Source organism: Lolliginicoccus suaedae (assembly GCF_008312885.1).
Taxonomy (GTDB): Bacteria; Actinomycetota; Actinomycetes; order Mycobacteriales; family Mycobacteriaceae; genus Lolliginicoccus; species Lolliginicoccus suaedae.
Map to the genome: position 1 here is coordinate 106854 of NZ_VSSO01000006.1, position 17291 is coordinate 124144.

Annotated in this window: 16 protein-coding genes; 5 read left to right on the forward strand and 11 right to left on the reverse strand. The window is 68.8% G+C overall.

What is annotated here, in order from left to right; genetic code table 11:
• Positions 1-3 precede the first annotated feature (3 nt).
• From mraY to FXO18_RS15485, 9 genes are all read right to left on the reverse strand, one after another.
• The gene (gene mraY, locus FXO18_RS15445) at positions 4-1086 is read right to left on the reverse strand and encodes a phospho-N-acetylmuramoyl-pentapeptide-transferase (RefSeq protein WP_149362036.1); all 1083 of its coding nucleotides are present in this window, start codon (positions 1084-1086) and stop codon (positions 4-6) included.
• Positions 1083-2627 (reverse strand): UDP-N-acetylmuramoyl-tripeptide--D-alanyl-D-alanine ligase, encoded by a 1545-nt coding sequence (locus tag FXO18_RS15450; RefSeq protein ID WP_149362037.1) that lies wholly within the window; start codon positions 2625-2627, stop codon positions 1083-1085. The genes mraY and FXO18_RS15450 overlap by 4 nt, the downstream gene beginning before the upstream one ends.
• A complete protein-coding gene (locus FXO18_RS15455) occupies positions 2624-4222 on the reverse strand; it encodes a UDP-N-acetylmuramoyl-L-alanyl-D-glutamate--2,6-diaminopimelate ligase (protein WP_235900718.1) in 1599 nt (532 codons plus the stop codon). The genes FXO18_RS15450 and FXO18_RS15455 overlap by 4 nt, the downstream gene beginning before the upstream one ends.
• Before the next feature lie 173 nt (positions 4223-4395).
• Positions 4396-6168, reverse strand: a complete 1773-nt coding sequence (locus FXO18_RS15460) for a peptidoglycan D,D-transpeptidase FtsI family protein (protein ID WP_149362039.1) — start codon at positions 6166-6168, stop codon at positions 4396-4398.
• A 104-nt stretch (positions 6169-6272) separates the two neighbouring features.
• Positions 6273-7007 carry a hypothetical protein gene (locus FXO18_RS15465; protein ID WP_149362040.1) on the reverse strand — a complete coding sequence of 245 codons (735 nt, stop codon included), beginning with the start codon at positions 7005-7007 and terminating at the stop codon, positions 6273-6275.
• Positions 7004-7996 (reverse strand): 16S rRNA (cytosine(1402)-N(4))-methyltransferase RsmH, encoded by a 993-nt coding sequence (gene rsmH, locus FXO18_RS15470; RefSeq protein WP_149362041.1) that lies wholly within the window; start codon positions 7994-7996, stop codon positions 7004-7006. Before rsmH ends, FXO18_RS15465 begins: the two co-directional genes overlap by 4 nt.
• Before the next feature lie 233 nt (positions 7997-8229).
• A complete protein-coding gene (gene mraZ, locus FXO18_RS15475; protein ID WP_149362042.1) occupies positions 8230-8661 on the reverse strand; it encodes a division/cell wall cluster transcriptional repressor MraZ in 432 nt (143 codons plus the stop codon).
• A gap of 560 nt (positions 8662-9221) precedes the next feature.
• Entirely contained in the window at positions 9222-9644 is a 423-nt protein-coding gene (locus tag FXO18_RS15480; protein WP_149362043.1) for a DUF3040 domain-containing protein, read from the reverse strand.
• A gap of 198 nt (positions 9645-9842) precedes the next feature.
• Positions 9843-10223 (reverse strand): SAV_6107 family HEPN domain-containing protein, encoded by a 381-nt coding sequence (locus FXO18_RS15485; RefSeq protein ID WP_149362044.1) that lies wholly within the window; start codon positions 10221-10223, stop codon positions 9843-9845.
• A 308-nt stretch (positions 10224-10531) separates the two neighbouring features.
• Between FXO18_RS15485 and FXO18_RS15490 the strand changes: the two genes are divergently transcribed.
• Genes FXO18_RS15490 through FXO18_RS15510 form a run of 5 tightly spaced genes read left to right on the forward strand, consistent with a single transcriptional unit; the run spans position 10532 to position 15397 of the window.
• The gene (locus tag FXO18_RS15490; protein ID WP_149362107.1) at positions 10532-11092 is read left to right on the forward strand and encodes a GNAT family N-acetyltransferase; all 561 of its coding nucleotides are present in this window, start codon (positions 10532-10534) and stop codon (positions 11090-11092) included.
• Positions 11093-11103: 11 nt separating this feature from the next.
• Entirely contained in the window at positions 11104-12687 is a 1584-nt protein-coding gene (locus FXO18_RS15495) for a phytoene desaturase family protein (RefSeq protein ID WP_187774401.1), read from the forward strand.
• Positions 12684-13559: a carotenoid biosynthesis protein gene (locus tag FXO18_RS15500; protein WP_235900719.1), complete on the forward strand. Its 876-nt coding sequence runs from the start codon at positions 12684-12686 to the stop codon at positions 13557-13559. Before FXO18_RS15495 ends, FXO18_RS15500 begins: the two co-directional genes overlap by 4 nt.
• A gap of 4 nt (positions 13560-13563) precedes the next feature.
• Positions 13564-14247: an LppM family (lipo)protein gene (locus FXO18_RS15505; protein ID WP_187774402.1), complete on the forward strand. Its 684-nt coding sequence runs from the start codon at positions 13564-13566 to the stop codon at positions 14245-14247.
• Position 14248: 1 nt separating this feature from the next.
• Complete coding sequence (locus FXO18_RS15510; RefSeq protein ID WP_235900720.1) at positions 14249-15397, forward strand: glycosyltransferase; 1149 nt, start codon at positions 14249-14251, stop codon at positions 15395-15397.
• 45 nt (positions 15398-15442) lie between these two features.
• Here the strand turns inward: FXO18_RS15510 and FXO18_RS15515 are convergent, their stop codons facing one another.
• Positions 15443-16462 carry a hypothetical protein gene (locus tag FXO18_RS15515; protein WP_235900721.1) on the reverse strand — a complete coding sequence of 340 codons (1020 nt, stop codon included), beginning with the start codon at positions 16460-16462 and terminating at the stop codon, positions 15443-15445.
• Positions 16463-16471: 9 nt separating this feature from the next.
• Entirely contained in the window at positions 16472-17074 is a 603-nt protein-coding gene (locus FXO18_RS15520; protein ID WP_235900722.1) for a GNAT family N-acetyltransferase, read from the reverse strand.
• Positions 17075-17291 lie beyond the last annotated feature (217 nt).

The window sequence follows — 17291 nt, forward strand, 5'->3', positions numbered from 1 at the left end:
GGATCACAGGCCCCCTGATGTGGCGACCCATTCGCCGTAGAACAGGCCAATGCCGAGCGCGCACGCGATGGCGGTGAGCAGCCAGAACCTAATGATGACCGTGGTCTCGGCCCAGCCGCCGAGCTCGAAGTGGTGATGGAACGGGGCCATGCGGAACACCCGCCGCCCGGTGGTGCGGAACACCGCGATCTGGATGACGACGGACAGGAACTCGGCGACGAAGATCGCGCCGACGATGATCATCAGCAGCGCGGTGCTCGTGGTCAGGGAAACGCCTGCGATGAGGCCACCGAGCGCGAGGGATCCGGTGTCGCCCATGAAGATCTTCGCCGGGGCGGCGTTCCACCAGAGGAAGCCGATGCACGCGCCACCGGCGGCGGCGCACAGGATGGCGATGTCGAGCGGATCCCGCACGTGGTAGCAGCCCGCGGTGATCTCGTTCGCGCAGGAGTTCCGGTATTGCCAGAAGGTGATGATCACGTAGGCGCCCACCACCATCGCAGTGGTGCCGGCGGCTAGCCCGTCGAGTCCGTCGGTGAAGTTGACCGCGTTGGACCAGGCCGTGACCACGAAGTACACGAAGATGACGAACAGGATCGCGGACATCGACATCGTCGAGATCTCACGCACGTAGGACAGGTTGGGGCTCGCGGGAGTGAGCCCCTCCTCGTTGCGGAACCGCAGCAGGAGCACGCCGAAGATCAACGCCGCGGCGAGCTGGCCCACCAGCTTCGATGTCTTGTTCAGGCCAAGGTTGCGCTGCTTGCGGATCTTGATGTAGTCATCGAGGAAGCCGACGCCACCGAGCATCGTGGTGAGGCCGAGGACCACGATGCCCGACGCGGTGGGCCCATCGCCATCGAGCCCGAAGCCGAAGAGGTGCGAGCCGAAGTAGCCCACCCAGATGCCCGCCACGATGGCGATGCCGCCCATCGAGGGGGTGCCGCGCTTGGACTGGTGCGATTGTGGCCCGTCGACGCGGATCTCCTGGCCAAAGCCTTGCTTCGAGAGGATCCGGATCAGCACCGGGGTGAGCAGGATGGAGACCGCGAGGGCCAGCCCGCCCGCGATCAGGATCTGTGTCACTGGATGTTCTCCGTTCCGTCCGCGGACTCAGTGGCAGGAGCTGCCGGGGCATCAGCGATCAGCGCTTCCGCGACCGTCCACAAGCCCACTGCTTTCGATGCCTTGACCAGGACGATGTCACCGGGCGCGAGCTCATCCCGCAGGATGGACAGCGCTGCCTCGGCATCATCGACGAGCATTGATTCGTTGTTCCAGGAGCCCTCCATGACGGCTCCCTGGTGCATGGCGTGCGAGGGGCGACCCGTTCCGACCACGATGAGCCTGTCGATCAGCAACCGGACCGCCTGGCGCCCGATCAGGTCATGCTCCACCACCGACTCGTCGCCGAGCTCGCCCATCTCGCCGAGCACGGCCCAGCACCGCCGCCGCTGCTGCCCGCCGCGGCCCATCGTGACCAGGGCCTTCAGCGCGGCTCGCACCGCATCCGGGTTGGCGTTGTAGGAATCGTTGATGACCATCACGCCATCCGCGCGCTCGGTGACCTCCATGCGCCGCCCCGAAGCGCCCTTCGCGCCGGCCAGCGCGTCCGCCACCTGCTGCAGCGTCGCGCCGCACTCGAGCGCCACCGCGGCCGCGCACAGCGCGTTGGTCACGAGGTGCTCGCCATGGACAGCGAGTCGTACCGGGATCTCTCCCGCAGGGGTGACCAGCTGGAAGGTGGCGCGCGCCTGGTCATCGAGAACCAGATCGACCGCCCGCACCTGTGCCTTCTCCGACTGCCCCACGAGCACGACCCGCGCCGTGGTTCGCTCGGCCATCGCTGCGACGAGCGGATCGTCAGCGTTGAGGATCGCGACTCCGCCCTGATCGGCCGGTGGCAACGATGCGGGCAGCTCGCCCTTGGTCCGCGCGATCATCTCGCGGCTGCCGAACTCACCGAGGTGGGCGGTGCCAACGTTGAGCACAATCCCGATCCGCGGCGGGGCCGTCTCCGCGAGCGCCGCGATGTGGCCCGGCCCGCGTGCTGACATCTCCAGCACGAGGAAATCGGTCGCGCTCGTCGCCCGCAGCGCCGTCCAGGGGTGGCCGATCTCGTTGTTGAACGAGCCCGGCGGCGCTATGACCGCACCGAGCGGCGCCAGCGTCGCGGCGATCAAGTCCTTCGTGGAAGTCTTCCCGGCAGAGCCAGTGACCCCCACAACGGTCAGGCCATGGTCACGGGCGAGCTCATCCACGCTCGCGCGGGCGAGCCGGGCGAACGCCTCGAGCACCGCGGCGCCCGAGCCATCGGTGTCATGCTCGAGCGCCATGGCCGTGCCCGCCCATTCCCCGCCCTGCTGTCCCGATACCGCAGGAGCCACGATGGCTGGCACCCCGACCGGGCGCGCCGCGAGCACCGCGACCGCGCCCGACTCGACAGCACGCGCGGCGAACTCGTGGCCGTCGACGGCCGCGCCGGGCAGCGCGAGGAAGAGATCGCCCTGCTCGATCTTGCGGGAATCGAACTCCACGGTGCCGGTGACCTCCACCGAGTCGTCCGGCGCATCATGCAGCTCACCGCCAACGACCTCGGCGATCCGTCGCAGCGTCATCGGGATCATCGCACGTCCTCGCTCGCCGTGGCCCGGAGGATCTCATCGATCGCCCCGGCCAGCTCCACCCTGTCATCGAACGGCTGCTTCACGCCCTTCGCTTCCTGTCCCGATTCGTGGCCCTTGCCCGCCACGACCACAACGTCATCACCCACGCCATGAGCGTGGACCCACCGCACCGCCTCGGCTATGGCCGCGCGCCGATCGCCAGTCTCCGCGATGAGAGCACGCTCCTCCTCCGGCACCTGCCGCGCCCCCGCGAGGACCTCGGCCCGGATAGCGGCCGGATCCTCATCGCGAGGATTATCGTCGGTCACCACAAGGAGATCGCTGCCGCGGGCCGCCGCTGCCCCCATCGGTCCGCGCTTGCCGGTATCCCGGTTACCACCAGCGCCCAGCACCAGGACGATCTTGCCACGAGCCTGTCCGCGCAGCGTGGCGAGCACCGCCTCCACCGCGCCAGGCTTGTGCGCGTAGTCCACCACCGCGAGAAACGACTGCCCACGATCGACCCGCTCCATCCGGCCCGGCACCTGCACGGTCTCCAGCCCCCGCGCGGCAGCCGCGGCATCCACCCCAGCGGCATCGAGCAGCGCGAGAGCGAGCAGCGCGTTGGCGACGTTGTAGCGGCCCGGGAGGAGCACCGTGACGGGATACTGATCGCCGGAAGCGGTCTCGGCGACGAACGACTGCACCCCGACACCCGTGACCTCGGGCGCGCGCGCGACCCAGTTCGCTGGTTGCCCGTCCGCGGAGACGGTGGTGACCTCCCCAGCGGCGCGCTCGGTCATGCGGCTGCCCCAGTCATCGTCGACGCAGATCACCGAGGAGCCCGGTGCGGGGCGCGACCGGCCGTCGAAGAGCTGCGCCTTGGTGCCGAAGTAATCGTCGAGGTCCTTGTGGAAATCCAGGTGATCCTGGGACAGGTTGGTGAACCCGGCCACCGCGAACCGGCAGCCATCGACGCGCCCGAGCGCGAGGGCATGGCTGGAGACCTCCATCACGACGTGGCTGATGCCGCGCTCGATCATCACGGCGAGCAATGCCTGCAACTGGGGGGCCTCGGGGGTGGTGAGCGCGCTGGCGATGGGCTCCCCGGCGATGCGTGTCTCGACCGTGCCGATCAGCCCCGCCTTGTGCCCGGCCGCGGCGAGGCCGCCCTCGACGAGGTAGGCGGTGGTGGTCTTGCCCGAGGTTCCGGTGATCCCGATGAGGGTCAGCTGGTCGGACGGGTTGCCAAAGATCCGCGCGGACACGGTGCCCAGCACCGAGCGCGGTGCCTCGTGGAGCAGCAACGGCACCTGCACGCCCGCCTGCTCGATGAGCTCCGCCCCGGCGGTGTCGGTGAGCACCGCGATGGCACCGTTCCCCACAGCCTGGTCAATGAACGACGCCCCATGCGCCCGCGCGCCAGGAAGCGCCGCGAACAGGTCCCCGGGACGAATGTCCTGGGCGCGCAGCTCCACGCCCGCCACGGCCAGATCGTCGGGCGCCTGTCCCCCGCTGGCGGCGAGGGTAGCGTCGGCGAGGCTGGCTAGCTCGGTCAGGGGAACGGGGGCGAGGGTAGTGGGGCGCGGAGTCCTCGTGTGCTGTCCGTGGGCCACGTGCCCGCTCCTCTCGATCCGTTGCGTCGTGCTGTCCTGGCAGGGGCCGGGTGCTGTCCTGGCCGGGGCCGGGCGCGTGCCCGGCATTGCGAAACGTTACCGCCCCGCCCCGCGGCTCACACAGCGCCCGCGGGAATCGGCGGAATCGTCACTGGCTCGCGTGCTCGTGCTGCTCACAGTCCTGGCGCGCTGGTATCGAGGACCAGCCGGGGCGCCTCGGGCGAGAGCGGCACGTTATCGCGCTGGAGCAGCCAGGAAGCGACCGTGCTGAACAGTGGGGCCGCCGATGTGCCGCCACCACCGTCGACGCCTCGCACTGGCGCATCGAGCATGATCGCGATGACGTAGCGGGGGTCCTCGGCCGGGGCCATGCCCGCGAAAGTGATCCAGTGCAGCGAGTCCGAGTAGCAGCTGCAGTCGGGATCCACTTGCTGGGCGGTGCCCGTCTTGCCCGAGACCTGGTACCCGGGCACTGCGGCCGGCGCGCCCGTTCCTTGCTGGTATCCCATCGGGTCGGACTGGACGACGCTGCGGAACATGTCGCGCACGATCCGGGCCGTCTCGGGGCTCACCACTTCGACTGGCTCGGGGGGCGTGGGCTCGGTGCGGTTGCCCGAGGGATCGACGAACGCGTTGATGATCCGCGGCGGGATGCGTACGCCATCATTGGCGATGGCCTGGTAGATGCCGGACATCTGCAGCAGGGTCATGGACATGCCTTGCCCGATCGGCATGTTCGCGAAGGTGCCCCCGCCCCAGGTATCCAGCGGAGGGACCATGCCGACGCTCTCGCCGGGCAGCTCGATACCGGTGGGCAGGCCCACCCCGAAGCGCCAGAGCATCTCCGCGAAGCGCTGCTCGCCGATGCGCTCGGCCAGCATCAGGGTGCCGACGTTCGATGACTTCCCGAACACGCCCGTGGTCGTGTAGGGGACCACTCCGTGCTTCCAGGCATCCTTCACCGTTACCCCGGCCATATCGATCTCGCCATCGACCTGCAGCACCTCGTCGGGCGAGGTGAGCCCATCCTCGATGGCCGCCGCGGCCGTCACGATCTTCGCGACCGAGCCCGGCTCGAAGGGGGTGCTCACCGCGGGATTGCCGAGGACCGAGACCTGGTTCTCCGGGGCCGCGAGACCGAGCGCGGGGTTGAACGTGTCATCGTTGGCGATCGCGAGGACCTCGCCGGTGGTCGCGTCCTGCACCATGATGGAGCCGGCGCGCGCGCCGGAAAGGTCTACTGCCCGCTCGATCTGCTGCTGCGCGAAGAACTGCACATCATTGTCCAGGGTCAGCTCTATGGTGACGCCATCCTCGGCAGGCACCACATCGCGCGTGCTGCCAGGAATGACGGCGCCATCCTCGCTACGGTCGTAGGTGCGCGAACCATTGCGCCCGGCGAGCTGCGCGTCCATGGATCGCTCCAGCCCCAGCAGCCCATGACCGTCCCAGCCGGTCGAGCCGACGACATTGGCCGCGAGCGCCCCGCCGGGGTACTGGCGGATGTCCTGCCGCTCCGCGCCCACCTCGGGATACTCCTCCCGGATGGCGGTGGCGACGGCCGGATCCACATTGCGCGCGAGGTAGACGAAGGTGACGTCGCTGAAGATCTGGCGGCGCAGGGCCCGCTCGGTGATCCGCCCCTCGAGAGCCTCGGACACGCCACCGGCGATCTCCCGCAACCGCGCGTCGGGATCAGGCGCCTCGGGGTCGAGCTCCTGCTGCTGCTCGAGCTGCTCGCGGATGCGTTGCGGCTGGAAGGTCAGCGCGCGTGCCTGCGTGGTGAACGACAGCATGGCACCATCGCGATCGGTGATGGCACCGCGCTTCGCCGGGTCGATCAGCGACACCGTCCGCTGCAGCGCGGCCTGCTCCGAGAGCTTGCTCGCCGAGATCCCCTGCACATTGATCAGTTGCAGGACGATCAGGCCAAGCGCAAGGGACATGGCGAACCCAGCGATGCGATAGCGCGGCCCCGCGGTGGTGGGGCGGGCGGCACTGCGCCGGGGTCGCTTCGGGCGTTGTCGGTGTGCTTGCGGACGGCCAGTCGTCACGGTTGCTCTGCGCTGTTCTCCGGTGGTTGGTTCACGGCGTTCGGGGTGCCGTCCGGCCCGGGAACGACGGGGTTCAGCGTCTCCACGGGCACACCATCGATACCCAGCGCTGGCAGCTGGCCAGGCGTTGGCAGCTCATCGACAGGGATCGGCACCACTACCTCGAGCTCGCGCTCCGCCGAGCCCGACCGAGGACCAGTCTCGGACGGATTCGCAGGCTCGATATTGAATGGTGGCAGTGGCGAGCCCGAAGCAGCCGTAGGCTCGCCGTGGAGGGTCACGGTTCCATCCGCGGCGACCGTCAGGTAGGCCGGGACGGGAGCGGGAATCATCCCGAGCTCGCTGGCAGCTTGGGCGAGCGCGGGCGCGGAGCGGCCGAGCGCGACGTCACGAAATAGCGCCTCCCGCGTCTCCGACAGCTTCTTGGTCTCGAGCTTCTGCTCGGATATCTGGTAAGCCTGCTGCGCTGCCTGAGTGGAGAGCAGCAAGGTGAGCGCGAGCCCAGCGACGAGCATCGCGATGATCAGCGCGACGAACGGGATGCGGCTGGCCTGGCTGCGCACCACGCTCGCGATCTGCGTCCTCGATGACCCTCCGGCCGCGCCGCCATCCCTGCTGGAGCGACGCTCGTATGCCCGCCGCGCGGCAGGCGAGAGCCCCGACCCTGGACCTGGCCTGCTGCCGCGCCGCGGGGAATCCTTGCGCTTGCGTGGCGGGGTGAAGGTCGTCATGCGTCTCTCCTTGCGATCCGTTCAGCGGCCCGGAGCCTCACGGGCACCGCTCGGGGATTGGATGCGGCCTCCGCCTCGTCCGCCCGCTCCGCTCCACGCGTGAGCAGCCGGAACTCGGGGCCAGCGCCAGGTAGCTCGACGGGCAGGCCCGGCGGGGTCCGGGAGGCGCATCGATCGGCGAGCGCCCGCTTGACCATGCGATCCTCGAGCGAGTGATAGGACATGATGGCGATCCGGCCGCCGATGCGCAGCGAGTCGAGCGCCGGCCCGAGAACCTCGCGCAGCGAGTCGAGCTCACCGTTGACCTCGATGCGCAGGGCCTGGAACGTGCGCTTCGCGGGATGCCCGCCCGTTCGCCGGGTCGCTGCGGGGATGGCCCGGTACAGCAGCTCCACGAGCGGGCCACTGGTGGTGAACGGCTCCTGCGCGCGCTGCTTGACGATCTCCGCAGCGATCCGGCGCGCGAATCGCTCCTCGCCATACATCGAGAGGACCCGCGCGATGTCGGCAGCGCTGTAAGTATTGACCACATCCGCCGCTGTCAGTTCCGACGTGGTGTCCATGCGCATGTCGAGCGGCGCGTCCGTCGAGTACGAGAAGCCCCGGTCCTGCTCATCGAGCTGCATCGAGGAGACGCCGAGGTCAAGGAGCACCGCTGACACCGCGGAACCGGCGATCCCCGACTCCCGCAGGGCGTCGTCGATACCGTCGAAACGGGTATGGACGAGATGGATGCGATCGCGGAACGGTCGCAGGCGCTCGCCAGCGAGCCGCAGCGCGTTCGTATCACGGTCGAGCCCGACGAGGACCAGCTCCGGAAACTCCATGAGGAATCGCTCGGCATGTCCTGCGAGTCCGAGCGTGCCGTCGACCAGGACCGAGCCGGGTGGTTCGATCGCGGGGCCCAGCAGCTCGACCGCCCGGTCCGCCATGACCGGGAGGTGACGCTCGGCGGTCTCGCGATGATGCTCGGGCATCGGATCGCTCATGCACGCTCCTACACGAATGACGGCGGGGGGATCGCTGAAGGCTCGGGGCACACGCGGTGATGGTTCGCGACCAGGAGTGGCGGATTCTTCATCGTGTGCGGCGTGGTCCCCATCCGGTAAGAGCACCTGGCGTTGGGGAAGTACGTCAGGGGCCGAACCGGATAGAGGCCACGCCGCACCTGGCTGGTCGCTATCCGCTCGTGTGCCGACACGGGCATCAATCACTGCAGTCGCTACAGAATTTCTTTCAACACCTCGTCCGCTGCTGTCGAGTAGCCCTCCTCGTTGTCCGAGAGATAGCTGTCCCATGCGGTGGAGTCCCAGATCTCGATGAAATCGACGGATCCCACCACCACGCATTCCTTCTGCAAGCCAGCCCATCGCCGGTGTGCCGACGAAATGCTGATCCGCCCCTGCGCGTCGAGGTGCTGCTCGTCCGCTCCTGCGGCCAGGCCTCGGATGAACGCGCGCGCGCTCGGGTCACTCCTCGACATCGCGGAAGCCTTGCGCGCGAGCTCCAGGAACTCGGCGCGCGGGTAGACAGAAAGACTGTGATCCTGGCCCTTGGCCACCATCACCCCTCCTGCCAGTAGTTCCCGGAACCGAGCCGGAAGCGTCAGTCGTCCCTTGTCATCAAGCTTGGGCGTGTACGTGCCGAAGAACACGTCGTCGACACCTCCTCAACACGCAAGCCCAGGTGATTCACCCTCGTGTTCCACCGGCCACCACGTTACCCCACTTTCCCCCACCTGCAATCAATTACAGACGTGTTGCCAACGAAAACGGAGGATAAGCTCAGCTAGCGGGATCGAGGCATGGTGGGGAGGATTCGGTCGCCCCCGCGCCGTCGCCGCTCCGGCGTCTCGGCTGCGGTGCTTCGCGCGTTGCAGCGCCGCGACTGTGCGCGTTGCAGCGCCGCGACTGTGCGCGTTGCAACGCCGCGACTGTGCGAAAAACGACAGGTCCAGGCCGAAAACCTGTCGCTTTTCGCACACTCGCGCCCCGAGGGCCGACCGCCCCGAGTACCGACGGCGCCCCGAGGGCCGACCGCCCCGAGTACCGACGGCGCCCCGACCGCCGACCGCGCGAGGTGGCCGAGCACAGCATCCCCGCGCCGCCCGTGGGAGAAAGTGGGGAACCCTGGAGCTCGGCCAGGAACGACAAGACCGGGCCCAGCTGCAATAGCTGGACCCGGCATGAACGTGGCCGTGAGGCGCGCGGTGGACTACTCCTCGAAGCGCTTGCGGAACCGTTCTTCCATCCGCTGGGAGAAGCTGCCCGACGTGCGCTTCGGTGGCTTCTTCGTCGTCCTGCCCGGCGGTGGCGCGGGCGCATCCGGCTTGTCGCCCTCGTTCCCCTCGGTGGAATTATGCTTGCCCAGCAGCGCCCAGACGCCGGTACCAAACATCACGAGGAAGCCAAGGAAACTGACGGCCGGGAAGCCTCCCACCATCAGGACCGGAAGGGCGAGCCCGGCGATGAGCAGGACAAGACCCACGGCGAACAGCGCGATGAACTGCATGCGCCGACGCGTCGACGGGCCCCTCGTTCCCGCGGAGCGCACCTGGGAGGCAAACTTTGGATCCTCCGCGTAGAGCGCGCTCTCAATCTGCTCGAGCATTCGCTGCTCGTGCTCGGAGAGTGGCACGGTCCCTCCCCCGCACTTGATGGTGATAGCCGCACCGGTGGTGGCGGCGGGCTCCTGATTCGGACAAGAACTTACCACTATGATAAGGCGTTCCGCCGCCACTTACCACACGGATCACCTGTGCGATTTGTCGCACCAGCGACAAATCGACCACGCGAGCCGCCCATGCGAGCCCCACGGATCCGGTTGGCCATCGCGTCACGCGCTGCGCGCCACATCGACATGGCGATGGACCGCATCGACGAACTCGCCGGCGAGCACGAAGAGCGCATCAGCCTCCGCCTCCGTCACAGGCCGTGCGCTGCCGGCATCGACGATGGCGCGGCGCGTCGAGTAGGGCGCGATCCGCGCCGCCCAGTCATCCCACGGAGAGCCTTCCGCCGCCAGCATCGCCCACGCGCTCCGGGGGCGCCGCCTCCTGCTGCGCGGGACGCTGAGCAGGATCACCGCGCCCGCGGCACGCAGCGCGGCGAGGTAGGAGGCACGGAACCGCTCCTCCGCGGTCTCGGCGAGCCCCGCTTCCGCGCACAGTGCGTCAGCCCTGCGCAGCATGGACCGGGCCTGCGCGGAATCGGGCACGGGGCCCGCATGCCTGTCACAGGACAACCTACGGCGCGTTTCCGGGCGCATGCGCCAGCCTCCCTTCCCGCCGGGCAACCCGGCGCGCGGCGATCGCGAAGCCCGCCAAGCAGCCAGTAGGATCGACCGAGAGCCTGGGGCTGAAGGTCGAGCCGCGATTCCAGCAGGACGAGCTGCGGCATCGAACCCATGTTCGATACAACCACGATAACGCGCAGGCCTGACACTTTTCCCTGTCCATTCCCCGCCTCCCGAGGACCGCTACCACAGTGCAGCAGCCGTACGTCGCCGATCTTGCCCCTGAACAGATGCGCGACCGCCTCCACGAGGCGCTCTCTATCTATGTCCGCGCCATGGGGTACCCCGCGTCCGTCGCCCGGCGGCGAGCCCCGATGTGGGCCGAGCACGCGCTGCGCCCCGGCTGGCGCGCGGCCGCCGTCCTCGCGCCCGCCGCCGAAGAGGACCATGCCGCCCTCCGTGGCACGCTGCTCGGCATCGCCTACGGCTATACGGGAGCCAGCCACCAATGGTGGTACGAGCAGGTCCATCGCGGCCTTTCCCGCGCACGTGGCAGCACAGCCGCCGAGCAAGTGCTCGAGGACTACTTCGAGCTCACCGAGCTGCACATCCATCCCTCGGCACAGGGCCAGGGGCTTGGCGATGCCCTGCTCGGCCAGCTCCTGGGCGGATGCCCGGCATCCCGGGTGCTGCTCTCGACCCCGGAAGTGGTGGGCGAGGCCAACCGCGCATGGCGGCTCTACCGGCGCCGTGGCTTCGAGGACGTGCTGCGGGATTTCCGGTTCGACGGGGACCCCCGGGCTTTCGCCGTGCTCGGCCGTGCCCTGCCACTCACGATGACTACCGCATAGGCTCGGGCATCGTGAGCGACGCCATCATCATCGGATCCGGCCACAATGCTCTGATCAGCGCCTGCTACCTGGCCCGGGAGGGGTGGCGGACCACGGTCCTCGAGAGCGATACCGTCATTGGCGGCGCGGTATCGACGGTCGAGCGCTTCCCGGGGCATCGCGTCGATCGAGGGTCGTCGGCCCACCTGATGATTCGTCACAGCGGAATCATCGAGGACCTCGGCCTGGCGCGGCATGGCCTGCGCTACCTGGAGTGCGATCCGTGGGCATTCTCCCCCGCCGAGCCTGGCACCGGGGAACCCGGAATCGTGTTCCACCAGGACCTCGACGCCACGTGCGACTCGATCGATCGCGCGTGCGGGACCCGGGACGCGCGCGCCTACCGGGCCTTCGTCCAGGACTGGGCACCGCGCAGCCAGAAGGTGATGCGCGCGTTCGCGCGACCACCGGCACCGTCCTCTCTCATCAGATCGTTCTGGGGACTCGAGACCGACGGCGACCCCGCCCAGCTCTCGCGGGACTTCCTCGCCAGCGGTGATGCTCTTCTCGACTACTACTTCGACAGCGAGCGGCTCAAGGCAGCGCTCGCCTGGTTCGGCGCCCAGTCCGGCCCGCCCACGTCCGAGCCGGGCACCGCACCGATGGTGGGGTTCGCAGCACTCATGCATACCCTGCCCCCAGGTCGCGCGGTAGGGGGCAGTGGCGCGCTCACCGAGGCCCTCGCCGCGCGCTTGCGGGAGGAGGGTGGGCGGATCCACCTCGGTGATGCCGTCGATTGCCTGGAGCGCGACGGCCACGAGTGGGTCGCGACCACCGCATCCGGCAAGCAGCACCGCGCCGCGACCGTCATCGCGGGATGCCACGTGCTCACCACTCTCGGGATGCTCGCGCGCGGCGGCTACGACGAGGAACGGCTCGATACGTGGCGGCGCCGCATCCGGGTGGGCCCTGGGCTTGGCATGGCGGTGCGCCTCCGATCCTCGGCCCTGCCGTCGTATCCCTCCGCGGGGACCGCCGGGGATTCCGTGCTCGCAGGCCTGCAGCTCCTCGCCACGGATCGCTCCCACCTGCGGCGGGCCCATGGCGCGATGCTCGCCGGGGATCGTGCCGAGCGTCCCGTCGCCCTCGCGATGACCTTCAGCGCGATCGATCCCACGCTGGCCCCGCCCGGCGAGCACCAGCTCACCCTGTGGTCCCAGTGGCAGCCCTACGAGCTGCGGGGAAACGACTGGGATGATGTCGCCGAGCAGGAGTCCGACCGGATCATCGCGGAGCTCGAGCGCTACGCGCCCGGCCTCACCGGCGGGCTGCTCGACCGCTACGTCCAGACACCCAAGCTGCTGGCCAGCGAGCTGGGCCTCATCGGCGGCAACGTGATGCACGTGGAGATGGGGCTCGACCAGATGATGCTGTGGCGACCAGTGCCGCCGCTCGCGCAGCACCGGTTCCCGGCAGCCCCTGGCTTGTACCTCACCGGGGCATCGACCCATCCGGGCGGGGGCGTCTCCGGGTTCAGCGGGCGCAGCGCGGCCCGGCTCGCCCTCCGCGATGCGCGGTTCGGGCACCTGCGGCAACGGCTCGCGTGGCCACGGTGACCTCTCCCCTGCTTGCTGGGCGCTGGCTCGCTGGCCTGGCGGTGCTGCTATCGGTCGCCGCGGTCCTTGCCCAGATCGTCTTTCCCCTGGCCGAGGGCAGCGCGGCCGATGCGGTGACCGCGCTCGTGGTGGTGCTCCTCGCCGGCGCGGCCCTAGTGCATGCCCTCGCTTCCCGCGGTGCCGTCTTCGCGCTCGCCCTGCTGGTCGGTGCGGCCGGGGGCGGACTTGCCGCCGAGGCAGTTGGCGTCGCAACGGGCTTCCCGTTCGGCTGCTACGACTACGCCCTCGACCGTCTCGGCCCCGCCGTCGCCGACGTCCCGGTGATCGTGCCGCTCGCATGGGTGGGCGGAAGCTATCCAGTGTGGTGCGCCGCCTCTGCGGTGGTGTCCGTGCTGCCCCGGCACCGCCGATGGATCCGCGTGCCGCTCGCGGCGGCCACCATTGTCGCGTGGGACCTGTACCTCGATCCGCAGATGGTGACGGCCGGCTACTGGACCTGGTGCGCGGAAGGCCCGGCTCTGCCCGGTTTTCCCATCCCGCTGTCGAACTATGCGGGATGGGCGCTCGTGGCGCTATGCATCACCTTGCTCCTCGCGGTCACCGATCGCGCCCCGTCGCCCACGCCGCGGACCCGGATGCGGCGCGACGCGGCTCCCCTGGCTCTGTTCGCCTGGACGTGGCTGGGCTCTGCCCTCGCGCACCTAGTGTTCCTGCCTGACCTGCGCCTTTCAGCAGCATATGGATTCGTCGGCATGGCCATCACGGGGGTGCCACTGCTGCTCGCTGCTCGCCGGATCCGGCCCTGGAGATCACGGATGCACGGCAAACCCGCCGACCCTCGCGCGCGGCGCTCCAGCGACCTGGCACGATAGCCCTGTGTCTCAAACCGCATTGCCTCGGCGCGCGCGCACCGTCGTCGCCACGTTGCTCGTCGCCACGTTCGCCCTGCTCCTCTCCGGATGCCTGCGCGCTGACGTCGATGTCAGCATCAATAGCGATGATCGCGTGTCGGGCCGGATCGTCGTTGCCCAGCGTGGCGCGGGCGACGACTTCGCGGGACCGCAGTTGCGCATCCAGGATTCCCTGCGCACCCGGGCCCGGGTCCAGCCGTGGACCGACGAGGGCTTCGTGGGCAGCGAGCTCATCTTCAGCGATCTCAGCTTCGCCGATTTCCGGCAGCTCGCCCAGACCAGCAGCGACGTACCGGGCAGCTTCGATGTGCGCCTGGTCCGCAATGGCTCGGACGTCACCCTGACCGGGCGCGCCGATCTGCGGAACATCGGCGAGGACGCGCAGATTCGCATCTCGGTGACCTTCCCGTCCTCGGTGAACTCCACCAACGGGGACCAGACGAGCAATCGTTCGGTGACCTGGACCCCGACCGCGGGGCAGCTTTCGACGTTCCGCGCCGAGACGAGCTACACCGACCCGAACACGCGCAGCTTCGCCGGCTGGGCGGGCTTCGTGATCGGCGGCAGCGTCGCCGCCGCGGTCGTGGTGGGCGCGCTCGCGTGGTTCAGCCGGAACCGCTCCCCCAAGCCGGGCGACCTCGTTCACTGACGTGCCGGCCCAGCGATGGCTAGCAGCGATCGGTGCCTCCACCGCGGCCGCGCTCCTCGCGATGACAGTGCTCAACGCTGCTGCCGCCCCCCGTGCGCGCCGGGGCCAGAGTGGTCGGCGCAACGTCACGGTATGCATCCCGGCGAGGAACGAGCGCCACACGCTCCCCTTCCTGATCGCCGATCTCCGCGAGCAGGAGACGGGCCACGACCTTCGCGTGCTCATCCTCGACGACGCGTCCACGGATGGCACGGCCGCGGCAGCGCAAGAGGCCATTGGCAACGATCCGCGGTTCACGGTGCGCACCAGCCAGGACGAGCCACCCCCGGGGTGGGTGGGCAAGCAGTGGGCATGCCAGCGCCTCGCCGACGATGCGGCCCGTGACAAGTCTGGGCTACTCGTCTTCCTCGATGCTGACGTGCGCCTCTCCCCGGTTGCGCTCGACTCGGCGGTGCATGCGCTCGAGGAATCCTCTGCAGGCCTGGTGAGCATCTGGCCGCACCAGGTCACCGGCAGCGTTGCCGAGAACCTGCTCCAGCCATTGCTCGCCTGGTCCTGGCTCGCAATGGTTCCGGTGCGGCTGGCGAACCGGAGCCTCCGGCCCTCTCTCGCCGTCGCATGCGGCCAGTTCCTGGTGACCAGCACCGATGCCTATCGATCGATCGGCGGCCACGCGCGAATTCGCGGCTCCCTCGTCGACGACCTCGACCTCGCCCGCGAGTACCGCCGCAACGGCCACCGAACCGCTGTCGTGCTGGGCGGCGCGGTCGCGAGCTGTCGCATGTACTCCAGCGCGCGCACGCTCCGCGAGGGATACGGCAGGTGGTTGGGCCATGCTTTCGGGGGAAGGGCCAGCACCACAATGGTGCTCGCCGGCATCGTCGCGACCCAGGTCCTCCCTGTGCTGCTCTTCCGTGCCCGCGACCCGCGCGCGCGAGAGCTCGCGCGCGTTGGCTACGCATTCTTGGTGGCGTCCCGGCTCGTGGCGAGCCAGGTGGAGCGAGGTGCCAGGCTGCAATGCACCCGGATAGCCAGCGCCGTCGCGCACCCTGCGGGAGCTGCCGTGGTGATAGCGCTGGTGCTCGACTCGCGCGCGCGCCATCGGCGCGGCCAGGCGACCTGGCGGCAAAGGCCGCTCCGGCTGCCGTGATGGCCGCGCCCCGCAGGGACAGGCGTGGCATCGCTCGGGCGCGGGCTAGCGCAGATGAGCTCGTGGAAGGCCAGGCGTTATGCCTATATGTATGTGATCCCGGTGGACATCGTCCGAGAAGAATCCCTTGCGCGTTCCGTTCAAGTCGATCGGCCCGCCCACTTCCGTAGCTCCGAGGCTAGCGGCGCGGCGCATGAATACCTCGACGAGTCCCGCTTCCATCTCGGGGCTCACCACCTTGATGCCATTGATCTCCCTGATATCGACGGCCCGGCCAACCGCGTGATTGGACACCCGGTTCGTCGGGAAGACAGTCTGGATATGGCCGGTGTGCATGACCTGAACGGAGAAGGTGTATTCACGCGCTAGTCCGAGGAGGACGTTCAATAGTGGGTCATGCATCCTTCCCGAACGGATGTCGACCAAGGAGGGCCCGGAGAGGGTGATCCGTGGCTCGGAGAGGACAGCGAGGGAGGGACCAGAGAGAATGCCGACAGGTGTTCCTAGCGTAGTAAGCGGGTTGATTCTCTCGACTTCCCACAGAGCTCCCCGACGGCGCACACGAACATCAAGAGCAAGCTGACGGGTCGTGGCTTCTTGCGGTAGCGCCAGATGCTGGCTGAACAAGGTAATGACGGCAGCCTGGTCGCCCGACAGTCCGCCATATTGCGGATAGACCACTGCGACTGTGCTTTCCCTGGCATCCTCGACGTGGAGCGCGGCGGCGGATTCGGTGGCTCCGGGCGACGCCCCCGCAGCTGCAAGGCTCTCGGTACTGCTGCCGCCCGGCCCCCATGATCCGGCTGTTTCGATGAACGCCGCCGCCGTCCGCTTGATCTCCGGGGATACCTCTCCCGGTCCCGGTATCCAGTGACTGGCACCCGCCGACAAGGGGCGCGGAGGAGGCGCAAGAGTTGCCAGCCCGTCGGCGGGCTGCCTGCCTGCCAGCGTCGGCGCCGGGGAGCCTTGATCGGTCAGGAACGAGCCACCGGCTGCGCAGCCTGCTACTGCCCCGGCTGGCAGGGTGGCGATCAACGCCAGAAACCGTCGGCGATCCAGATGCATTGCTCCGCCCTAGCTCCTGGCATTCAGCTGGGTCCGGTATAGCCGGACTTTCCCGTGGTCCCGGGTTGCTAGCTCGCTGACGGGGGTCCAGCCGAGGTGTTCGTAGAACCGCGCTGCGCTGGAGTTGTCCGAGAATATGACCAGCTCGGCGGAACTCGCACCAGCCTGTCGGCACTGCGCTGCGAATTCCCTGACCAGCGCGGCGCCAGCACCTTGCCCGCGAAGAGTGTCGCGCACGGCGAGATCCGACAAGACGGCGACCCGCGGAGCGACGCCATCAGGATCTGCGACAGGCCTCGAGCTCCCGAGGATTCGCTTTGTCCACGGCACGGCCCGCGAGCGTGCGAAACGGAGCAAGAGGGCGGGCCGCATCATCAACGACAGTGCGCCCTGCAGGAGGAGCAAGGCGAGGCTGCGCCGGTTGCCCAGCACGGCACGAGTGTGCGCGTCGTGATCCGTGGATCCCAGCAGAAAACCTGCGACGCCACCATTCGCGCTGCGATCAACCGCAACGAGGAACACCACATGAGGCGAGGCCAGCGCGGCGCGATGCCAGCGCCGCATGAAGCTCCTACCGAGCGCGGGAAACAGCCCCTGGGGCAGAAGCGTCATGTGTGTTCGTGCAGTCGCGTCCATGTCTTCTGCTGTCGCCCAGCGAATCAGCACGCTGCTCCGGCTTGCTCCGCAGGGCTCCACCAGCAACTCCTAACAACAACGGAAGCAAGCGGTGCGTGCGACGCAGCGGTCCTGATAGGCAGATCCTGCGCCGCACAGGGTCTGGCGCAGGCAACAGCCAGCAGCTTCCAGGCTCCAACGTGATGAGAATCCC